The following is a 20,358-nucleotide window of genomic DNA, read 5'->3' on the forward strand; positions in this document are numbered from 1 at the left end:
GGGCCGATGTCATGACCATCTTGACGGCAAATCCTACCAGGCAGATGGTGTATCGCATCAGAGGGGGAGGATCGCCACTATGCGCGCATCTGGTACAGCCGTGTGTATCGCCATCGCCATGCTCGCGGGGTGCAGCAAGGCCCCGGACAATACGGACGCTCCCGCCGCGTCCGACACCGCGGGTGCCCCCGGCATCGCCGTCACCGCAGCGCCGGGTGTCGCATTCAATTATCGGTACGGCTTCCGCCTACCGCCCCGCGCCATTGCCGCCGTGCAGGAAGCGCATGCCAGCACCTGTGAAAAGCTGGGGATCGCACGCTGCCGCATCACCGGCATGGACTATCGCGTCGTCGGCGAGAATGACATTCGCGGCAGCCTACACTTCAAACTCGACCCTGCGATCGCCCGTGCCTTCGGCAAGCGTGGCATCGACATCGTACAGGACGCGAAGGGTACGCTGGTCAGCGCCGAGATTACCGGCACCGACGCCGCCGAAGCGATCGAACGCGCCGGCGGCACCCAGGCCGAAGCCGCCGCGGCGGTCGCCCGCGCCGACGCGGCACTGGCCCGCAGCGGCGCGGGCGCGGAAGAACGCGCCGAACTGCAACGCCAGCGCGCCGCCGCGGCGACCGCCGCGCGCGATGCCGCCGCGACCGCTGCGGACAATCGCGCCAGCCTCGCCCGCACGCCCATGACCTTCGACTATGAATCGGGTGATGCCGTCCGCGGCTTCGACACCAGCGCGCCGCTCACCAGTGCCCTCGACACCATGGTCGCGTCGGGTCAGGTCACGCTCGCCGTGTTGCTCGGAATCGTCGCGATCTTCGGCCCGCCGGCGATCGTCTTCGTCATCGGCCTGCTGCTGTGGCGGCGGATGCGCAGGCCCGTCGCGCGCTGGCGGCGGCAGGCGGACGACTGAGGCGTCCCTTGCGCGATTGCACCTCCCGCCCCCTTCCCCTATAGGCCCGCCCATTCCGGCCCCGGCGCGCGGCTCACCCGCGCCGCCGGGGCTGCCTACTTTCAGGGGAAGTCGCGCATGGCTCGCCGCCGCCAGATCTACGAGGGCAAGGCCAAGATCCTGTACGAGGGCCCCGAGCCCGGCACGCTGATCCAGTATTTCAAGGACGATGCCACCGCGTTCAACGCCCAGAAAAAGGGCACGATCAGCGGCAAGGGCGTGCTGAACAACCGCATCTCCGAGCATGTCTTCACGCTGCTCGACGCGATTGGCGTGCCGACGCACTTCATCCGCCGCCTCAACATGCGCGAGCAGTTGATCCGTCAGGTCGAGATCGTCCCGATCGAGGTCGTCGTGCGGAACGTCGCGGCGGGCTCGCTGTCGAAGCGCCTCGGGATCGAAGAGGGCACCAAGCTGCCCCGCACGATCATCGAATATTATTACAAGGACGATGCGCTCGGCGATCCGATGATCTCCGACGAACATATCGCCGCGTTCGGCTGGGCCAGCCAGGACGAAATGCACGACATCGCCGACCTCGCGATCCGCGTGAACGACTTCCTGACCGGCCTGTTCGCCGGGATCGGTATCCGTCTGGTCGACTTCAAGCTCGAATTCGGCCGCATCTGGGACAATGACTACGGCCGCATCATCCTGGCGGACGAGATCAGCCCCGATGGTTGCCGCCTGTGGGACATGGAATCGAACGAGAAGCTCGACAAGGATCGCTTCCGCCGCGACCTGGGCGGCGAGGCGGAGGCCTATCAGGAGGTCGCGCGCCGTCTGGGCCTGATGCCCGAAGGCGAGGACAGCGCCGTGCTCGACCTCGATTCCCACCGCAAGCGCCGGGGCAAGTAACCGATGAAACTCCGCATTTTCGTGACCCTTAAGCCCGGCGTTCTAGACCCCCAAGGCCGCGCCATCCATCATGCCCTCGGGTCGCTCGGCTTCGCTGGCGTCGAGGACGTGCGCGCCGGCAAGATGTTCGAACTCGAAGTCGCCGATACGACGACCGACGAAGCGATCGACGGCATGTGCCGCCAGCTGCTCGCCAACACCGTCATCGAGAACTTCCGGGTGGAGCGCGTTTAAGATGAAGACCGCCGTCATCGTCTTTCCGGGATCGAACTGCGACCGCGACCTCGCCGTCGCGCTGGAGGCGGTGACCGGCACCAAGCCCGCGATGGTCTGGCACGCCGACACGGCACTGCCCGATGGCGTCGGCCTGGTCGCCGTGCCCGGTGGCTTCTCTTACGGGGATTACCTGCGCTCCGGCGCGATCGCCGCTCGCTCGCCGATCATGCAGGCCGTCGTGGAACAGGCGGGCAAAGGCCTGCCCGTGCTCGGCGTGTGCAACGGCTTTCAGGTGCTGACCGAAGCCGGCCTGCTGCCCGGCGCGCTGATGCGCAACGCCGGCCTCAACTTCGTCTGCCGCGACGTCGCATTGATCGTTGAGAATGCGCAATCGGCCTTCACCAGCCGTTATGACGCGGGCGAGACGATCCGCGTGCCCGTCGCGCACCACGACGGCAATTATTTCGCCGACGCCGACACGCTCGACCGCCTCGAGGGCGAAGGCCGCGTTGCCTTCCGCTATGGCGAGGCCGTCAACGGCTCCGCGCGCAACATCGCCGGCATCCTCAACGCTGCCGGTAACGTGCTCGGCATGATGCCCCACCCCGAACGCAAGATCGAATCGGCGCACGGCGGCACCGACGGCCGCCGCCTGTTCGAAGGCGTGCTGGAAACGATCGGCGCGTAATTCCGTTACGGGCTCACCACCGCCCAAATGCCAAAGAGCAGCGTCGTCGGGAGAGCGGGACGCTCGTCAGCCGTCCGGATTGCGGACTGTTTCCTCGAATGATCGAATTTTTGGAACTCTAACGCTGTTCCCAAGCCTGCGCCGATCACCGCAGGAAGAGGGTCAAGGGGGCGGCCACCCGCCCCCTCTCCCAATCAGCCGTGGCAGGGGCAACCGGCGTGGTCGCAGCCGGCCGACTGCGCGTGGTGGTTGGCGCAATTGTCGCTGCAATAGGCGCGGCCTTCGGCCTGCACGGCGCCTTCCGGGCTGACGATGCAAACGCAGTCCGTGCAGGCGCACTTCACCATGTCGACGTTGACGCTCATGATCCTATTCCTCGTGAATGTGGTCTTCGGGTTCCAATACGTGGTCCATCATGTTGGTGAGCATGGTGCGCACGTGGCAGTCGGGCAGATCGTAGAAGACGTTCCGCCCGCTACGCTCCTGCTTCAGCAAGCGCCCTGCGCGCAGCAGCCGAAGATGCTGCGACACCAGGCTCTGACTGATGCCAACCTCTGCCGTCAGATCGCCGACCGTACGCGGCCCGTCGAGGCATGCCGCAACCAGCCGCAGCCGGTTCGGTTCGCCCAACAGTCGGAACAATTCGGCTAGCTGTGTGCTCTCGTCCGCTGTCATACATCCTTCAACACATGAACACATCCTAATATGTTCATGTGTTGATATATGTCAAGCCGCGATGCGGATGGCCGGAGCAGTCGGCGGCGGCGTTTTGCTAGGACAGCCGCAGCTCAGGGCCGCATCGAGCAGCCCGTAACCGCCTCAAGCGTAAAGCCGGCCTTGCCGGTTCGCAGGTCTGTTCTAAAATGGCGCGCCCGGCAGGATTCGAACCTGCAACTCCAAGCTTAGAAGGCTCGTGCTCTATCCAGTTGAACTACGGGCGCGCAAGGCAGCCCCGGTAGCGCGTTGCGTGGGCCGGGAAAAGCCATAGAGTGCGCCGCCATGGATACGGGGCACGAACGGGCGGTCGATGCGAGCGCGCTGCCGGGGCAGGCGTTTCGCTATTATGATTTCGTGATGGCGGCGTTCGTCGCGATCCTGTTGCTGTCGAACGTGATCGGCGCGGGCAAGGTCGCGCAGGTGACGCTGCCCGGCATCGGACCATGGCCGTTCGGCGCCGGCATCCTGTTCTTTCCGGTCAGCTACGTGATCGGCGACGTGCTGACCGAAGTCTATGGCTATGCCCGCGCGCGCCGCGTGATCTGGGCGGGCACCGCGGCGGTCGTGTTCATGGCGTTCATGAGCTGGGTGGTCGTCGCCCTGCCCCCGGCGCCGTCCTGGGGCAACCAGGCGGCCTATGCCGTCATCTTCGGCCAGGTGCCGCGGATCGTGCTGGCGAGCGTTCTCGCCTTCTGGGCGGGCGAGTTCGTCAACAGCTATGTCATGGCGCGGATGAAGGTGTGGACCGGCGGCAAGCATCTGTGGACCCGTACGATCGGCTCGACCATCTTGGGCGAAGGCGTGGACAGCCTGATCTTCTATCCCGTCGCCTTCTTGGGCGCCGAGGGCTTCACGCCCCAGCTGGTCGTCACCGTATTGTTCACGCAATGGGCGCTGAAAGTGGCGTGGGAGGTGGTGCTGACGCCGCTGACCTATGTCGTCGTGGGCGCGCTGAAACGGGCCGAGGGCGTCGACGTGTTCGACCGGGGTACGGACTTCACGCCATTCCGCGCGCGGGTCTGATCGACCGCCGCACCTCGCAGGGGTGATCGCGCCTTCCCCCCTCGACCCGACGACCGTCGCCGCAGCCCCCACTCTTCAACAAATAATGCCGCGGCTCCGCCCACCAGAGGAAGGGATTCACTTTTAGCCGCTAATCAGTCGGTTATGGCTACAATCGCGCCCCTGCCCTCGCCCCCCGCATCGCCCGTGACGCGGGCCGTGCGGGGGCGGTTGTCGCGAGTCGTGGCGACTCTCGCGCGCTTCCAATGGTCCGGCACCGTGCCGACGTCACACGCGCCTGATCCCGCCGATAGCGAACTGGACGAAATGCTCGCCGCGGCGCAGTTCCGGGCGTTGCGTCATCAGGTGCCGAGCCTGCACCTGATCCTGCTGATCAACGTCACCTTCCTGACCTTCATCACCTCGTCCGCGCGCGCCGCGCCCGTCACCTATCTGCCCTCATGCGTCCTCGCTTGCTCCAGCGTGGTCCGCATCCTGAAATGGCGGCGCGTCCATTATGCCGGTGCGGCGGCGGCCCGGCGGATGTTTGCCTCGACGGTCCGCACCTCTTTGCTGTTCGGCCTGAGCCTGTCCGCGTGGAGCGCCTGGGTGCTCTATACCCGCAGCGCGGATGTCGCCGCCTTCATCCCGTTCTTCGCGGCGCTGTCGACGATCGCCTGCGCGGTCTGCATGGTCTCGCTGCCCCGCGCCGCTTATGCCGTGATCTGGTCGGGAACGGTCCCGATGGTCGTCGCGATGATCGCGACGGGCAATCCGGCGCTGATGGCGGCGGCGGCGAACCTGTCGGTCATCGCCGTGCTGCTGTTCGCCTGGATGCAGCGCCAGCACCAGCAATTCCACGACATCGTGCAGGCACATGCGACGACGATCGAGCGCGAACGCGAAGTCGCCCACCTCGCCTTCAACGACCAGCTGACCGGCCTCGCCAACCGCCGCGCCTTCCTCGCCCGGCTGGACGAAGCACAGCGGCCGGCCGGCGAACGGCTGGACACCACCGTCGTGCTGATGGACCTCGACGGGTTCAAGGCGGTCAACGACCGCCTGGGCCATGGCGTCGGCGACGTCCTGCTGCGACGCGTGTCGGATCGCCTGGCGCAACATGTGCCGCCCCAGGCGCTATGCGCACGGCTGGGCGGTGACGAGTTCGCCGTGCTGCTGCCCACCGCCGACGCGGCCGAGGTCGCAGCGGCCGCGCAGCGGATCGCGGCGATATTCGACCAGCCGATCACGATCGGCGACGACGTGATCCAGCCGCGCGGATCGATCGGCCTGTCGACGGGCGACGTCTGGCCCGGCGATCCGATCGACCTGATGCATCGCGCCGATCTGGCGCTGTACGAGAGCAAGGCGCTCAAGCAGGCGCAGCCCTATACCTTCCACGTCGGTCTGCAGCAGCAAAGCGATCGGCGCCGCATCATCGAAACCGCCTATCAGGATCCGACCGCGCTCGCGCAGCTCGACGTGCATTTCCAGCCCATCGTCCGCACCGGCACCGGCGAGGTCGTCGCGTTCGAGGCGCTGATGCGCTGGCAGCACCCGCACCTGGGCAACGTGCCGCCCGACGAGCTGTTCGCGGTCGCGGACCGGGCACGAGTCGCGACGCATTTCACCGACCATCTCTTCGCCCGCGCGCTCGCCAGGGCGACGCAATGGCCGTCGCACCTCGCGCTTTCGTTCAACGTCACCGCGGGCGAGGTCGGGCCGCATCTGTGCGCCATGGTCGCCGCCGCCTGCGAACGCCACGGCTTCCCGCTCGATCGCCTGATCGTCGAAATCACCGAAACCGCGCTGCTGCGGGACCTGGAGGTGGCGCGACGGACCATCGCCGAATTGCAGGCGCTCGGCGTCCGCGTGGCGCTGGACGATTTCGGCGCCGGCTTTGCCTCGATCGGATACCTCAAACACATCCGGTTCGACCTGATCAAGATCGACGGCGGTCTCGTTCAGTCGATCGCCGAATGTCCGCTCGCCGGTCAGTTGCTGATCGGCGTCGTCGAGCTGTGCCGTGCGGTCGGCACGCCGATCGTGGTGGAACAGGTGGAGACGCAGGCGCAGCTCGATATCCTGCGCGTGCTGGGGGTCGACAAGGTGCAGGGCTATCTCCTCGGCCATCCGACCGCCGATCCCGATCTCACCCCACAGTCTCCGTTGCGGACCAACCGGATGTGACGGCACCCGCCGGGGGGAGCGCTGCCGGTGCCATGGTTGCCCGAGCGCCGGTCCCGGCGACGTCGGTTGTCAGGGTATCGCACCAAGGCTAGAGCCGGCACCATGGCGGCTTCGAAGAACGCACCCGAACCGGCGGCGCCGCGCGCCAATTATCATCGAGGCAACGTCGTCGAGGATCTGCGCAAGGTCGCCGAACATATCCTCGCCACTGAAACGCTGGAACATGTCACGGTGCGCCGCCTGTCGCGCGAACTCGGCGTGACGCCCGGCAATTTCTACAACCATTATCCCAGCATCGACTTCCTCGTGCTCGACATCGCACGCGAGGCGTTCGACCGGCTCGAGGTCGTGTTGCAGGCCGCGGCCGCGACCAAGGATACGAAGGTCGATCGGCTGATCAGTCACGCCCAGATCTACGTCCGCTTCGGCGTTGCCCAGCCCGAGCTGGTCCGGGTCATGTTCGGGCGCACCGATCGGGGCACGATCCACCCGGGGTTTCGCGCCGCCTCGCTGCGCGCGTTCGTCGGCATGGCCGAACTGATCTATGGCGAGGGCGGGTTCGACCTCAGCGACACCGCCGCCGCGCATCGCAACTGCCCGCTGGCCTATAGCTGTTTCGCGCTGTGCATCGGCCTGGCGCGAACGATCGGCGCCGGCCAGTTCGACATCGACCTCAGCCGCAGCGAGGATATCGACCGGTTCGTGGACCTGACCGTCCGGCCGATGGTGGAAGGGGCGATGGCGACGTTTTAGCGAGCTCGGACGCTCGAAGCCGACTGGCCGCGCTGGCATCCGGCGCCCCCGCCCCGCGCGCGCCGGTCACGGCTCGACGAGGGTACCGTTCGCGTCGGATCGCACCTTCAGCCCGTACGCGGAGTGGAGCAGATCGAGGAACCCCGCACTGTTATCGATCTGGAACGTCCCGCCGATCCGGATGTCGGCGGTGGAAGGATCGGCGATACGGATCGGGCGGTTGGTGTAGCGGTTGAAATCCGCCACCGCGTCCCCCAGCCGCTGGTTGTCGAACACCAGCAGGCCATCGCGCCATCCGGTCATCGCTTCGACCCGCGCCGGTGCCGCCAGCGCCACCAGCGTGCCGTGCGATTGGGCATAGGCGATGTCGCCCTGCCCGATCACGGCGGAGCGCGTGCCCGCACCCGCGGTCGCATCCTCGATCCGCACCCTGCCGGACAGCACCGCCACCGTCACCTTGTCCCCATCGCGGCGAACCGTGAAGCGCGTGCCCAGGACAGTCACCGTCCGCGGCCCCGCATGCACGACGAAGGGATCGTCGGGGCGGTGGACGATGTCGAAATAGGCCTCGCCCTTATCCAGCCAGACCTCGCGCCCCTGATCGGCGGCCGCGGTGCGCACGACGGTCGCGGTGTTCAGTTCCACCCGGCTGCCATCGCGCAGCGCAATCGCGTGGCGAACGCCGACCGGCGTCTGTACGCGCACCGGCGCGGACTGCGATGGCGACGCCGTGTCCTGCGCACCATGGCCCAGACCAAAACCCGCCGGCGATCGCAGCACCGTGGTGCCGATCCCCACCGTCACCGCGAGCGCGGCGGCGATCGCCCCGATCGCGCGAGGGCGGGCGCGCAGCACAGCCTGCCAGCCGCGCCGCGCGCGCGATCGCGGGGCGGCGGTCTGGAATCCCAAAGCCCCGACGCGATCCGCCGCCGCCCAGCCGTGGCGCAGCCGCCAGAACGCGGCCTTGTGCGCCATCTGCTCGTCAAGCCACGCGGTCAGCGCGGCGTCGTCCTCGGCGGACCATTCCCCGCTTTCCTGGCGGACGATCCAACGCGCGGCGGTTTCTTCGATCATCGTCGCGCGGTTCATTGGCGGCGCGCCTTGCCGGTGCCGGCCGCGCCGCTGCGACGGATCTTGCCCGCACCGCCCAGCATCGCATCGGCCATCGCACGGATGCCGAGCACCAATTGGCGTTCGATCGTATCGATGCCGACGCCCATGCGCGCCGCCGCCTCGCGGGTCGACAAGCCTTCGATCTTGCGCAGACGCACGACCTCGCGGCAGCGCGGAGGCAGCCGCTCGATCCCCTCCTGCGCCCGGCGCAGCGCGTCGCGCGCATCCAGATGGCGGTCGGTTGCGGACAGATCCACGCCTTGGTCGACGCTTTCCATGTCGGCATAATGTTCGAACTGCACGATCCGTTCGCGCTTCGCCCGATTGACCAGGATATTGCGCGCGATCGTGAAGACATAGCCTGGGGTGTTGGTCGGCAATTCCTGCCGCCCGCCCGTCAGCGCCGCCTCGTATATGTCCTGCCGGATATCCATGATCTGCTCGGCCGTCCGCCAGTTACGACGCAGATAGCGGGTCAGCGACGCTTCCAGCGGAAGCACCTCCTCGCAAAACCACCGCTCCAACTGCCTGTCGTCTACCATCGCCCGCCCGAGACACTCCTTGGTCAAAGGGGTTCGGCCGTCATGACAATCGGCCGCGTCAAAACCCTAACGGAAAAACGCGACAAGCCCCGCTTCGACCGCTTTTGGCGAAAAGTTCCACGATCGCAAACTTTTTTGAAATCTGATGTTACGGGTTCGTTGCCTTCGAATGACAATCTTGCCGAGCGGCGTGATGGGAGCGACCGCAACAAGGGGGCATCAGATGAAGAGAAGGGGTGTGGCGATCGCCTTGGGGGCGAGCATGCTGACGGCCTTTGTGCCAGGCCATGTCGCGGCGCAGACCACGCAGGGTGTACGGGCCGCCCAGCGGTTCGATATTCCGGCCGGGAGCTTGGCGGCGGCGCTGCAAGCCTGGAGCAAGGTGACCAAACTCCAGATCGTGTATCGGATGGACGATGTCGGCCGCAAGCGGACCAATGGCATCCAGGGCGATTATGCCCCGTTGCTGGCGTTGCAGGGCCTGCTGATCGACACCGGTCTGAAGATCGTCACGACGGAGGATGGTGCGGTCGCCCTCCGCCCTTTGGCCGGCGACGAGGTCGACACCAGCGCCACGCCTGACATCCTCGTCAACGGCAAGGTCAATTGGTCGCTCAACACCGGCATCGAACGCACGCAGGACGATAGCCAGCCGTTTATCGTGCTCGGCCGCAAGGAGATCGAGCGCAGCGGCGCGCCCAACCTCGAAACGTTCCTGCGCAACCAGCTGAACGTCAACACCTCGCCCACCGTCGGCGATCAGGCGATCGGCGGCAGCACCGCAGCCGATCCCCGCCGCCCGATCGGCGTCAGCGCGATCAACCTGCGCGGCATCGGCCTGCGCGACACGCTGATCCTGGTCGACGGGCGGCGCCAGCCCGGCATCAACCTGGGCAATGGCGACATCACCCAGCCGTCGATCACCGGCATCCCGATCGCTGCGGTGGAGCGGATCGAGGTTCTCGCCTCGTCGGCCTCTGGCATCTACGGCAGCGGCGCGTCGGGGGGCGTCATCAACATCGTGCTGCGCCGCGACTTCAAGGGCGCCGAACTGTCGGCGAACTACGACAATACCAGCGATTTCAAACAGGGTCGCGGCTCGATCGATCTCACCGGCGGCCTGCCGCTGGAGGGAGGACGCACGCGCCTGACCTTTACCGGCAATTGGACTAAGCAGTTGGCGCTGCGCTACGGCGACCGCGACAATCTGCGCCGCCGTGGGCTGGATGACATCCTCGCCAACGACCCCGGCTCTTTCTATGGTGGCTTCACCAATCCGCCGCAGGGTTCGCTGGTCAACTTCAAGACGCAGGACGGCTCGCCGCTCCAGCTGAAGCCCCAATATGGCGGCCAGACGCTGTCGAGCGGCCTGGGGACCATTCCCAAGGGCTATGCGGGGATCGCGAAGGCCGGCCTGGCTCCGCTGCTCTCGTCGCTCGGCACCTTTAACCTTGACCAGCCGAATACCGCCGCCGGCACCGGCGCCCGCGCGCCGCTGCTCTATCCGATGAATCAGTACAGCGGTTCGGTCGCGGTGCGGCGCACGTTCAACAGCTGGCTGACCGCCTATGCCGAAATCGGCATGTCACATTCTTCGGCGGTCAACACCTTCTCCAACACGCTCAACTCGGTCTTCCTGTTCGCGTCGGCCCCCAGCAACCCGTTCACGCAGGATCTCGCGATCGCGTTTCCGGCCAATCCCGCCTATGATGCCCCGATCAAGCAGGTGTCGTCGACGCTGCGCACGCTGGGCGGAGCCATCATCCGGCTGCCGGCGGACTGGCAGGCGGTCGCCGAAGTCTCCTATTCCAAGTCCAACTTTTCGGTCGCGAACAGCCCGCCGGCGATCAGCGCCTTCGCTTCCGGCGATCTCCAGTCCGGGGTTCTGAACGCGCTGGTCGATACCTCGACCTATCCGCTTCCCTTCACCTACGACAAGACGCCTTATTATCAGCGCCAGCAGGACGGCAAATCGAGCAACGTCGCGCCCTCGCTACGGCTCGCCGGGCCGCTGCCGGTCTCGCTGCCGGGCGGCAAACCGCAATTGACCGTCAACGCCGAGATCAACACCCAGAGGCTGGATTCGCGCCTTCTCACGCTGCTGACCGACGATGGCGCGGTCACCACCTTCACCCCCACCGCGCACCAGACGACCAAGTCCGTCTATGGCGAAGTCGTGTTCCCGATCCTGGGCGACAAGCATCAACTGCCGCTGATCCGATTGCTGGAATTGCGCCTGTCGGCGCGGCATGAATCCTATAGCGGCGACGGCACCGATACGTCGGACCCGGTATCCTGCACGGCACCGTTCGAGGCGAAACAATATAATTATTTCGACAACTGCCCGCCGGCAGGAACCGTCATCGAGCGGTCGACAACCACCAATGCGCACACCGATCCCAGCATCAGCCTGCTCTGGTCGCCGATCGATGGCGTCACACTGCGCGGCTCGTACACGACCGGCTATCTGCCGCCGCAGCTCAGCCAGTTGGTCAAGGTCCCCCGCCCGCAGATCACCCTTCAGATGCGCGATCCGCAGCGTAACAACGAGTTGATCGGCACCCAGATGTTCGGCCTTGGCGTCATCTCGGGATTTTCGGGCGGCAATCCGGCCGTTCGGCCGGAATCGTCCAAGACGTGGACGGCCGGCCTGATCCTGAAGCCGCATTTCATCGACGGCCTGCGATTCTCGGTCGACTGGACGCGCATCCACAAGCGGGACATGTATTTCGATCCGCTGCTACTGCTTTTCGGTGCCGTGCAGTCGCAGTTCAACCAGTTCATCACATCCAACCCCGACCGCGTCACGCGCGGCCCGGCATCGGGGGGCTTTGCCGTCGGGCCGATCACCGCGCTGGACATATCGCTAATCAACCTGACGTCGCTGGTCACCTCGGCCTATGACTTCACGCTCAACTACGACACGAACCTGTTCGGCGGTCAGCTGTCGGCCGTCGGCCGTGCGACCTATGTCGATCAGTTGGTAATCCAGCCGTTCGCCGACACGCCCGCGCAGAATTACGCCGGCGTCGTCACGGCCGGTTTCGCGGCCGGCACCAGTGCATCCGGGTCCCTGCGCTTCCGGGGCAGCGGGTCGCTGCAATGGACGAAGGACCGGCTCAGCCTCGGCTGGCAGACGCGCTATCTCAGCGGCTATTACCTGACGCTCGATCGCAACGTCGTGGCCGCGCAGGGGTCGGCGAAGGTCGCCAGCCAGATGTATCACGATATGAACATCAGCTACCGCCTGCCGCAGAAGATGACGGTGCGCTTCGGCATCAACAACATCTTCAACAAGATGCCGCCGCTCGATGTGACGCAGGCGCCGCTCTATTACAGCCCGTACGGCGATCCGCGGCTGCGCAACTTCTATCTGGGGGTCAGCAAGTCGTTCTGACCCCGGCCGCCGCATCCCGTCGAAACGACGGGGTGCGGCGGACCGTCGACAGGCGCAGCGCGGCCGGACGCCGCCCCAGACACGGTCCTCGCCATTACGGGCTTCCCACCCCCGATTGTCCTGTCCCGCGACGGTTCCGCATCCGTGTCACGGTGCCGAACCCTCGCTCGACCAGCGCCTCCCCAACCGATCAAGGATAAGTCGATGAGCCTGCGTATGATGTGGATGGCCGGTACGGCCCTGGTCCTGGCCCCCGTCCCGGCCTTGGCCGGACGCCCCGCGAACGCCGCAACGACCACGGCATCCCGCCCGGACACCACCCCGGCGGAGCTCGTCAAGCTGGTCCGCGACTTCACCATTCCCTATCAGACGTTCACGCTGCCCAACGGCCTGACGGTCATCGTCCTCACCGATCACAGCGTGCCGATCGTCTATACCAGCATCAATTATGCCGTCGGCTCCACCTTCGAGCCCGCGGGGCGCAGTGGCTTTGCCCATCTGTTCGAACATCTGATGTTCAACGGCAGCGAGAATGCACCGGGCGACTATTTCAAATATCTGCGCGACGCCGGGTCGATCGGCGTCAACGGCAGCACCGGCTATGATTTCACCAACTATCACGAGGCGGTGCCGACCGGCAGCCTGGACCGCGTGCTGTTCGTGGAAAGCGACCGGATGGGGCATCTGCTCGGTGCGATCACCCAGGGCGTGCTCGACGAGCAGCGCGGCGTCGTCCAGAACGAAAAGCGCAACAACGACAACAACCCCGCCAGCATCCTGGGCTATAGCCGCCGCAGCGCGATCTATCCCGCCTCGCACCCCTATGGTCACAGCGTCATCGGATCGATGAAGGATCTGAACGCGGCGTCGCTCGCCGACGTGCATCAGTGGTTCAAGGATTATTACGGTCCGAACAACGCCACGCTCCTGCTGGCGGGCGACATCGATCTCGCGACCGCCAAGGCAAAGGCGATGCGCTATTTCGGCGACATCCCGCGCGGGCGCGCGATCACCGCGCCCGCCGCCGAGCCGCCGGTCCTGACCGCGCCGATCAACCAATCGTTCACCGGCCCCGTCTCGACGGCACAGATCGCCCGGACCTGGCCCGTGCCCGGCGGGCGCGACCCGGCAAACTTTTCGCTCGACGCGGTATCGGGCCTGATGACCGGCATCGACGGCGCACCGCTGTTCGACAAGCTGGTGCGTCAGGACAAGCTGTTCAACAATCTCAGCGCCGACAACACGACCTATCGCGGCGTCGGCGAATTCACCATTTATGGCTCGGTCCGGAAGGGTGTCGATCCGAACGTCGCGGCAAAGGCGCTGGACGACGCGATCGCCGCCTTCCTGCACAGCACGCCGTCCGCCGATGCGCTGGAGCGCTACAAGGCGACGCGGATCATTCCGGCGGTCCGAAACAACGAGACGATCGAGGCGCGCGGCGGCCTGTTGATGCAGGCCAATTCGGTACTCGGCTCGCCCGCCAAATATAAGGACGACCTCATGGCGTATCTCGCCCTGACCCCGGCAAAGGTCATGGCCGATGCGCGCAAGTGGCTGGGCCGTCCGGGCTATCGCGGCATGATCGTCCCGGGACCGCGCATGACCGCGGCGGGCGACGAAAGCGTCGCGGGGACCGAGGTGCCCGACGCACCCAAGACCGCCGTCGTCGCCCCGCAAAGCGGCACGCGCGGCCCCATCCCCGGCGTCGGCGAGCCCCAGGCCGCCCGCTTCCCCCCGGTGCAGCACGCCAAGCTGGCGAACGGTATTCCCGTCCTCTACGTCCAGCACGACGCCGTCCCCTTCACCACCGCCGAGCTGTCGTTCGACGTGGGCAGCGTCGACGATCCCGCCGGCAAGCCCGGCACGATCCGCGCGATGTTCCAGATGCTGGACGAAGGTGCGGGCGGCCATGACGACCATTGGTTCAAGCAGCTGCGCAAACGGACCGGCGCGGCGATCTACGGCAGCGCGCAGAACACCGATTCCGGCGTCTCGTTCGCGGCGCCCAGCGCCAGCCTGGACACGACGCTCGACACGATGATGCTGATGCTGACCCGTCCCGACTTTCCGCAGGATCGGCTGGAGGAATATCGGCGGCAGGAATTGTCGCGCGTCACGGCCGCGCCGACCAGCCCCGGCACGTTGTTGGGCACGGCCTTCACGCAAGCGCTCGCGCCCGGGACGCTGCTCGCCAAGGCATCGCAGGTGCCCAGCGTGGCCGAGGTCGACGCCATCACCCGCCCCGATCTGGAGGCGGCCTTCCGTCGCTGGATTCGCCCCGAAGAGGCCAAGCTGGTCATCGTCTCGAACGAGCCGCTCGCCACGCTCCTGCCGAAGCTGAACGCGACGCTGGGCCATTGGAGCGTGCAGGGGCGCGGCCCCGCCCCGGTCGCGCTGGACCCGCGTCCTGCGCTCGTCACCGGACCGCCCAAGATCGTGCTGGTCGACATGCCCGGCCAGGTCCAGGCGTTCCTGGGGGGCGGGCAACTGGTCGACATGCCGCGCAGCTATGAGGGCGTCGCACCGCGTCTCGCCAACATCGCGCTGGGCGGCGAGTTCACCTCGCGCATCAACATGAACCTGCGCGAGGACAAGCACTGGACCTACGGCGCGTCGGGCAATTTCGACGTCAACGATTTGGGGTCGAGCTATCAGGTCGAGGTGCAGTTGCAGCCGGACAAGGTCGGCCCTGCGATCAAGGAGGTGCAGAAGGAGCTGAACGCGATCGTCACCGACCGGCCGATCACGCAGGAGGAGTTCGACGAGGCCGTCGCCAACACGCTGCGCAAGAACGTCGCCTCGTTCCGCTTCGGCGGGCAGGTGATGGCCGCCGCCGCCATGCTCCAGCGCAACGGCTGGCCGGACGACTTCTTCAGCACCTTCGACGCGCGCATCCGCGCGGTAGCGCTGCGGGACGCGAACGCTGCGATGCGACAGTATCTGCAGCCTGCCAAATGGGTCTGGACCGTCGTGGGCGATGCCAAGACGATCCGCCCGCAGCTGGAAGGACTGGGCCTGCCGGTCGAGGTGGTGACCCCGGCTGAGGTGTTGGCCAAGCATTGAGGCGCACCGGGGCGGGGCCGATCCTGCCTCGCCCCGGGCGGCCATCGGCGCGGACGCGCTCCTCTTTTGACCTGGGACAGGCCATGGACATCGATCATATGCCGCGCGTCCGCCTTTGCGGCACCATGGGGCGGGCGCTGCTCGCCGCCGGGCTATCAGCCAGCATCGGCGCACCCGCCGCTGGCCAGACCGCGCCACGACCGATCGGCAACGCCGTCGTCGACCTGAGCCCGCCGCTGCCCCGCCCCAGCGGTCCATCCTGCACCGTCACCCTGTTCGACCGGCGCGAGTTCCAGGGCGACGAACCCTTGCCACTGGCCTACCGCCCGCCCGCCGACTGTCCCGGCCCGTGGCGCAAGGTGGTGCTGGAGGCGGACTTCGACGTCACCACGGGTACGCAATTCGATCGCTCCGCCGACCTGACGCTGGGCGGTGCCACCCTCTTCCTCGGCACGACGATGGAGCCCGGCGAGACCTATGCCCCGCATTGGCAGGTCGCCCGCGACGTGACCGATTATGCCGCGCTGCTTCGCACGCCGACCGAAGGCCGGGCGATCCTGGTCAACTATCTCGACAAGGATCATGACGCGCATGTCCATTGGGGCGCCCGTCTGGTCTTCTACGCCGGGGAAGCGCCCCGGCCGGACGGCGTAGTCCTGCCGGTGACAGCGGGACTGTCGCGGCTCGACACGCAAAAGCCGATGGTGTCACGCACGATCCGTTTCCCGCGCAACCTGACGAGCCTGGCCATCGACCTGTTCGCCATCGGGCAGGAACGCGAGGAATTCTGGTACGATTGTGCGCCCGGCAATCTCGCCCAGCGCAACATCTTCGGGCCGCCGCCCTGCGACGCACCGTATCGCGAGGTGGAGGTACGGATCGACGGACGGCTGGCGGGCGTCCGCTCCGTCCAGCCCGACATCTTCACCGGCGGCATCAATCCCGGCCTGTGGCGACGCGTGCCCGCCCTGCGCGCGCTGAACCTGCCGCCCGCCCGGGTCGACCTCACGCCGTTCGCCGCGCTGCTCAACGACGGCCAGCCGCATGTGATCGCACTTGCGATGCCGACCGCCGGCACGTTCTTCCGCGTGTCGGGCACGCTGATCGGGACGGTCGATCCCACCCGTCCGGTGGTGACCGGAGCGCTGACCGCCAACACGCTCGCCCCCGCGCGCATCGTCACACGACAGCTTCGCGCGCCACGAGGGCCGGGCGCGATCGGCACGGTGGAGACGGTCGCCACGCGCGCCGACCGTGTCGAGGGCTATGTCGACACCCCTCACGGTCGCGTGGTCACCCGCGTCGCCTATGACCTCAACCAGCGGCTGACCAACACCCGCGACACCGGCGTGTCGAGCAAGCGCTATGTGGCGCGCCAGACGATGACCGTCACGACGCGCGGCGCGACGCCATCGCGGCGCCGCATCGCCGAACGCGACACGCTGGCCATCGACATCGGCGTACAGCCACCGCTCTATGGGGTGAAAAACGGCACGCAGATCGCGCAGGCCAGCGAGCGCACGATCAGCGGCGATGGCCCCGACAACGGCCGCACGGCACAGACGCTGACGACCTTCGCCCCCAGCTTCTCGCTGTTCACCGCGCCGCAGCCCACGCCGAACCGGGTGACCGTGACCGCACACGACACGGGTGCGGGCGGACGTCGCTACGACAGAACGGCCGTGGTGACCGACGACACCGTCGTGTACACGTCCGACACCACGGCGCCCCCTGCCCAATAAAAGGCGCAGGGCTCCGCGTCAGCAGGCGGGCGGCGGCCCCTTCAGCGTCATTTGCGGCATCCGGCAATCGACCTCGCCCTTCAGCCGCGGCGTCGCGCCACTGATATCGACGGCATAGGGAAAGCGCGCGCCCTCCGTCGATCCGGGCTTCTGCCAGCCAAGCGATTCATACACGCCCGGCGTCGCCGTCACCGCCAGATACAGGCGCGCATCCTTGGGGATGCGATAGGAGACGGTGGCGCTACCGGTCCCCTCGACCGCACCGAGCCGGGAATAGGATGCATCCGTCTCACCCCGCACCGCCACCAGCGCGAAACGCCATGCCGAGTCCTTGGCGGTCGTGGCGCCGGTCAGGCGTACGGACACGGTGTCGCGATGGCCGGTCGGGGTCAGCGGAATGATGTCCGTGCCGAACTGGTGCAGCACTTGGTCGGACTGCGGCACGAAACGGCCCGGCCGGTCGCCCGGAACCAAGGCGGCAAAGCGCGTCCCGCCGAAGACGAACCGCGACTGCGCAACGGCGTCCAGCAGCGCGCGCTGGTTCATGAAGTCGAGCGTGACGAGCCGCGCGCCATACCATCCCATGTCGTCCGCGAAGGAGCGCAGGCCCTTCGGATAGGCGCCCGATGCCGTGCCGAGCCGCAGGATGGTCGGCACGAAATCCTCGGTAGACGCCCCCGCGGCGGTCCGCGCATTACGGGTCCACCCCGCCCAGACGAGCGGTCGCGTGCGCGGATCTTCGAACAGCAGGTTGAGGAACGGAAACGCACCGTAGCGCGCATCGGGCCACAAAGGCCCCACATATTGGCGGTTGCCGTAACTCCCGATCCACGTCGTCGAACCCGGCACGAGCAGGTTTCCGAGCCAGTTGCCGCCCGCTTCCCAGATCGCCCCCGCGCTCGGACTGTCGCGCAGGCCGCCCGAGTAGAATTGCAGGACATGGCCGAATTCATGCGCGAACGTCTTGGACCCATAATTGAGCATGCTCGCGGCGATCCAGATGGCGGGCGAGGCCACCGGCGTGCCCGACATCAGGTCGCCGTCCGCGACATGGGGGCGACCGGTGCCGGAGATGTAGACCGCGATGCGTCGGCGCTCGCCGGCCGGACGGTCGGCATAGGGCATCGGTGCGCCCGTCAGATCGCGGCTCAGATGCCACACCTGCTCCGCCCACGCCCCCGCGCGGGTCAGGACGGTGCGCCAGTCCTGCCCGGTGTCGCGTGCATAGGCATAGCTGTCGCCCTTGGTGTTCGTGCCGTACCAGAAGACGAAATGCTGAGTCTCGTACTTGGCGATCCTGCCCGCCTCAATGTCGCCGGGCTCCACCTGCCCGGGCTCCAGCACGGTCGCATAGCGGTTGGGATCGGGGGTGGAGGGATGCCGCGCGACTTCGGCGGCGATGACGGCCTGGTCGGCAGCCACGAACGAATCCGCCCGGAACGCGCGATAGCAGCCCTCCGCGGTCACCATCTCCACGATCCGGCGCGCCTCGCCGTCGTCGACGCCATAGGCCTGCACCATGCGCGCGCGGAACGGCGCACCGATCGCCAGCCCCTCGCGCTTGCTGCCGTCATCGTCGATCGTCGCGGGCTGGCGGACAGGCCGGATCGGCGTCCAGCGTCGCATCGGATAACGCCCCCATGGCGCCAGCGTCGTGTGGCTCCGACACCCGGACGACGCCGCAGCGAAGGCGGGCCCGGCGTACACCGACGCCGTGCAGACCAGCACCGACACCAGCGCCACCCATCGCACTCCCCGCGCCATGCGCATTACTCCCCAACCCCGCGACCTCTCGTCCTGGGATACGACAAGGCACGATCGAAAAGCCGTAACGCCGCCACAAGATCGCGCCGCGCCCTGCATCGCGGTGCAATGGGTAATCGACAGTCCCGCCCGACCACCGCTTGCAGCTTGGCAAGCCGGGATCGCCGCAATAGGCCGGCGCGGAAGACCCTGCCTCCCACCTTTCACCCGACCGACAGCGTGCCGTCGCACGCGATCGGCGCCACCGCAGAAAGACCCGCGTGCTGAGCATCGAAGCCTGGCTGCACGGCGGCATCGCCACGTTGCTCGCACTGGCGGTCGCGCTGTTCCTCAGCGAAGCGCCGACCCGCGCCGGTCGCTACGGCGCGGCCCTGGCATGCGCCGCGTTACTGACGGAAGCGGCCGCTTTGCCGTTCGTCCAGCTTAGGCCGGCGCTCGTCACACTGCTGCAACTCGCCGGATCGGCGAGTTTGCCGCTGTTCTGGCTGTTTGCCCGTTCGTGGTTCGAGGACGATTTCCGCCCGGGCGTTGCCGAACTGGCCATGGCGCTGGGGTATCTCGGCGTCAGCGCGGCCGTGATCGGCGGCGAGCGGGGGACGCATGCACCGCTCCATCCGCTCGATGGGATTCTATATGTCGCGGGCATCGCGCTTACCGTCGATGCGCTGCGCCATGCCTGGCAGAACCGCGCGACCGATCTGGTGGAGGCGCGGCGGCGCGCGCGCGTGGCGTTCGTCGTCATCGTCACGATCGTCGTGCTCTGGACGATCGGCGCGGAGGTCGCTGGGCGCGCCTTCGGCCGCTTTGCCATGGCCGGTATCGCGAGCGCGATCGGCATGGTGACGGGGACGTTCGGTCTCGCGCTGCTGCTGTTCGGCCTGCGGCATCGGGACATGTTCGCATCCGCTGCGCCCGACAGCACGCTGCCCCTGGTGATCGCCACCGATCCGTCCCCGCCGCAGGAGCAGGACGAGCCGCTCGCCCGTGCGCTCGATAGGGCGATGATGCAGGACCGCCTGTACCGTGAGCCCGAGCTGACCATCGGCGCCATCGCCGCGCGGCTCGACGTGCCCGAATATCGCGTCCGCCGATTGGTGAATGGCCGTTTCGGGCATCGCAACATCAGCGACTATCTGAACGGATTGCGCGTGGCCGAGGTCTGCGCCGCGCTGGCCGATCCCGAACAGGCGGACGTCCCGATCCTGACCATTGCGATGGACGCAGGGTTCGGCAGCTTGGCGGTCTTCAACCGCAGCTTCAAGGCGCGGCTCGGCGAGACGCCCAGCGCCTACCGTCGCCGGCATCTGGAGACTCCGCCCCTGTCGGACTGATCGATTTCGAAATCGATCGGT

At 67.1% G+C, this 20,358-nt stretch carries 16 protein-coding genes and 1 tRNA gene; 11 read left to right on the forward strand and 6 right to left on the reverse strand.

Annotated features, from left to right (window positions below; translation table 11 throughout):
• The first annotated feature begins 79 nt into the window (after positions 1–79).
• The 4 genes from GGR47_RS14630 (at position 80) to purQ (ending at position 2,720) form a co-directional block, all read left to right on the forward strand.
• Complete coding sequence (locus tag GGR47_RS14630; protein WP_183949576.1) at positions 80–919, forward strand: hypothetical protein; 840 nt, start codon at positions 80–82, stop codon at positions 917–919.
• Between the two features lie 117 nt (positions 920–1,036).
• On the forward strand, positions 1,037–1,816 hold the full coding sequence (gene purC, locus GGR47_RS14635; RefSeq protein WP_043060658.1) for a phosphoribosylaminoimidazolesuccinocarboxamide synthase: 780 nt from the start codon (positions 1,037–1,039) through the stop codon (positions 1,814–1,816).
• A gap of 3 nt (positions 1,817–1,819) precedes the next feature.
• A complete protein-coding gene (gene purS, locus GGR47_RS14640; protein WP_017979423.1) occupies positions 1,820–2,050 on the forward strand; it encodes a phosphoribosylformylglycinamidine synthase subunit PurS in 231 nt (76 codons plus the stop codon).
• 1 nt (position 2,051) lies between these two features.
• The gene (purQ, locus tag GGR47_RS14645) at positions 2,052–2,720 is read left to right on the forward strand and encodes a phosphoribosylformylglycinamidine synthase subunit PurQ (RefSeq protein ID WP_147037232.1); all 669 of its coding nucleotides are present in this window, start codon (positions 2,052–2,054) and stop codon (positions 2,718–2,720) included.
• Between the two features lie 194 nt (positions 2,721–2,914).
• Here the strand turns inward: purQ and GGR47_RS14650 are convergent, their stop codons facing one another.
• From GGR47_RS14650 to GGR47_RS14660, 3 genes are all read right to left on the reverse strand, one after another.
• Positions 2,915–3,085, reverse strand: coding sequence for a metallothionein (locus GGR47_RS14650; protein ID WP_017979425.1), 171 nt, complete (start codon positions 3,083–3,085; stop codon positions 2,915–2,917).
• A gap of 4 nt (positions 3,086–3,089) precedes the next feature.
• Positions 3,090–3,362 carry an ArsR/SmtB family transcription factor gene (locus GGR47_RS14655; RefSeq protein WP_231292033.1) on the reverse strand — a complete coding sequence of 91 codons (273 nt, stop codon included), beginning with the start codon at positions 3,360–3,362 and terminating at the stop codon, positions 3,090–3,092.
• Between the two features lie 222 nt (positions 3,363–3,584).
• A tRNA-Arg gene (locus GGR47_RS14660) sits at positions 3,585–3,661 on the reverse strand.
• A gap of 58 nt (positions 3,662–3,719) precedes the next feature.
• On the opposite strand from GGR47_RS14660, the gene GGR47_RS14665 reads away from it, so the two are divergent.
• The 3 genes from GGR47_RS14665 (at position 3,720) to GGR47_RS14675 (ending at position 7,382) form a co-directional block, all read left to right on the forward strand.
• Positions 3,720–4,460 (forward strand): queuosine precursor transporter, encoded by a 741-nt coding sequence (locus GGR47_RS14665; RefSeq protein ID WP_063685662.1) that lies wholly within the window; start codon positions 3,720–3,722, stop codon positions 4,458–4,460.
• Between the two features lie 222 nt (positions 4,461–4,682).
• Positions 4,683–6,629, forward strand: a complete 1,947-nt coding sequence (locus GGR47_RS14670) for a putative bifunctional diguanylate cyclase/phosphodiesterase (RefSeq protein WP_338112060.1) — start codon at positions 4,683–4,685, stop codon at positions 6,627–6,629.
• Between the two features lie 102 nt (positions 6,630–6,731).
• Positions 6,732–7,382, forward strand: coding sequence for a TetR/AcrR family transcriptional regulator (locus GGR47_RS14675; protein ID WP_147037231.1), 651 nt, complete (start codon positions 6,732–6,734; stop codon positions 7,380–7,382).
• A gap of 66 nt (positions 7,383–7,448) precedes the next feature.
• On the opposite strand, the gene GGR47_RS14680 is transcribed toward GGR47_RS14675, so the two are convergent.
• Positions 7,449–8,471 carry a FecR family protein gene (locus tag GGR47_RS14680; RefSeq protein ID WP_183949577.1) on the reverse strand — a complete coding sequence of 341 codons (1,023 nt, stop codon included), beginning with the start codon at positions 8,469–8,471 and terminating at the stop codon, positions 7,449–7,451.
• Complete coding sequence (locus tag GGR47_RS14685; RefSeq protein WP_244305166.1) at positions 8,468–9,037, reverse strand: RNA polymerase sigma factor; 570 nt, start codon at positions 9,035–9,037, stop codon at positions 8,468–8,470. Before GGR47_RS14685 ends, GGR47_RS14680 begins: the two co-directional genes overlap by 4 nt.
• A 223-nt stretch (positions 9,038–9,260) precedes the next feature.
• On the opposite strand from GGR47_RS14685, the gene GGR47_RS14690 reads away from it, so the two are divergent.
• From GGR47_RS14690 to GGR47_RS14700, 3 genes are all read left to right on the forward strand, one after another.
• Positions 9,261–12,434 carry a TonB-dependent receptor gene (locus tag GGR47_RS14690; protein ID WP_244305164.1) on the forward strand — a complete coding sequence of 1,058 codons (3,174 nt, stop codon included), beginning with the start codon at positions 9,261–9,263 and terminating at the stop codon, positions 12,432–12,434.
• 204 nt (positions 12,435–12,638) lie between these two features.
• Positions 12,639–15,500, forward strand: coding sequence for a M16 family metallopeptidase (locus tag GGR47_RS14695; protein WP_147036732.1), 2,862 nt, complete (start codon positions 12,639–12,641; stop codon positions 15,498–15,500).
• An 83-nt stretch (positions 15,501–15,583) separates the two neighbouring features.
• Entirely contained in the window at positions 15,584–17,242 is a 1,659-nt protein-coding gene (locus GGR47_RS14700) for a peptide-N4-asparagine amidase (RefSeq protein WP_147036731.1), read from the forward strand.
• A gap of 18 nt (positions 17,243–17,260) precedes the next feature.
• On the opposite strand, the gene GGR47_RS14705 is transcribed toward GGR47_RS14700, so the two are convergent.
• Positions 17,261–19,006 (reverse strand): DUF6055 domain-containing protein, encoded by a 1,746-nt coding sequence (locus GGR47_RS14705; protein WP_221204811.1) that lies wholly within the window; start codon positions 19,004–19,006, stop codon positions 17,261–17,263.
• Between the two features lie 260 nt (positions 19,007–19,266).
• On the opposite strand from GGR47_RS14705, the gene GGR47_RS14710 reads away from it, so the two are divergent.
• Entirely contained in the window at positions 19,267–20,337 is a 1,071-nt protein-coding gene (locus tag GGR47_RS14710; RefSeq protein WP_147036730.1) for an AraC family transcriptional regulator, read from the forward strand.
• Positions 20,338–20,358 lie beyond the last annotated feature (21 nt).

This window comes from Sphingomonas aquatilis (assembly GCF_014196115.1).
GTDB classification, from domain to species: domain Bacteria; phylum Pseudomonadota; class Alphaproteobacteria; order Sphingomonadales; family Sphingomonadaceae; genus Sphingomonas; species Sphingomonas aquatilis.

Excerpts from the sequence above, each read along its gene's own strand:
- GGR47_RS14630 (WP_183949576.1), top strand. The coding sequence starts at position 80 with ATGCGCGCATCTGGTACAGCCGTGTGTATCGCCATCGCCATGCTCGCG.
- purC (WP_043060658.1), top strand. The coding sequence starts at position 1,037 with ATGGCTCGCCGCCGCCAGATCTACGAGGGCAAGGCCAAGATCCTGTAC.
- purS (WP_017979423.1), top strand. The coding sequence starts at position 1,820 with ATGAAACTCCGCATTTTCGTGACCCTTAAGCCCGGCGTTCTAGACCCC.
- purQ (WP_147037232.1), top strand. The coding sequence starts at position 2,052 with ATGAAGACCGCCGTCATCGTCTTTCCGGGATCGAACTGCGACCGCGAC.
- GGR47_RS14650 (WP_017979425.1), bottom strand. The coding sequence starts at position 3,085 with ATGAGCGTCAACGTCGACATGGTGAAGTGCGCCTGCACGGACTGCGTT.
- GGR47_RS14665 (WP_063685662.1), top strand. The coding sequence starts at position 3,720 with ATGGATACGGGGCACGAACGGGCGGTCGATGCGAGCGCGCTGCCGGGG.
- GGR47_RS14675 (WP_147037231.1), top strand. The coding sequence starts at position 6,732 with ATGGCGGCTTCGAAGAACGCACCCGAACCGGCGGCGCCGCGCGCCAAT.
- GGR47_RS14680 (WP_183949577.1), bottom strand. The coding sequence starts at position 8,471 with ATGAACCGCGCGACGATGATCGAAGAAACCGCCGCGCGTTGGATCGTC.
- GGR47_RS14685 (WP_244305166.1), bottom strand. The coding sequence starts at position 9,037 with ATGGTAGACGACAGGCAGTTGGAGCGGTGGTTTTGCGAGGAGGTGCTT.
- GGR47_RS14690 (WP_244305164.1), top strand. The coding sequence starts at position 9,261 with ATGAAGAGAAGGGGTGTGGCGATCGCCTTGGGGGCGAGCATGCTGACG.
- GGR47_RS14695 (WP_147036732.1), top strand. The coding sequence starts at position 12,639 with ATGAGCCTGCGTATGATGTGGATGGCCGGTACGGCCCTGGTCCTGGCC.
- GGR47_RS14700 (WP_147036731.1), top strand. The coding sequence starts at position 15,584 with ATGGACATCGATCATATGCCGCGCGTCCGCCTTTGCGGCACCATGGGG.
- GGR47_RS14705 (WP_221204811.1), bottom strand. The coding sequence starts at position 19,006 with ATGGCGCGGGGAGTGCGATGGGTGGCGCTGGTGTCGGTGCTGGTCTGC.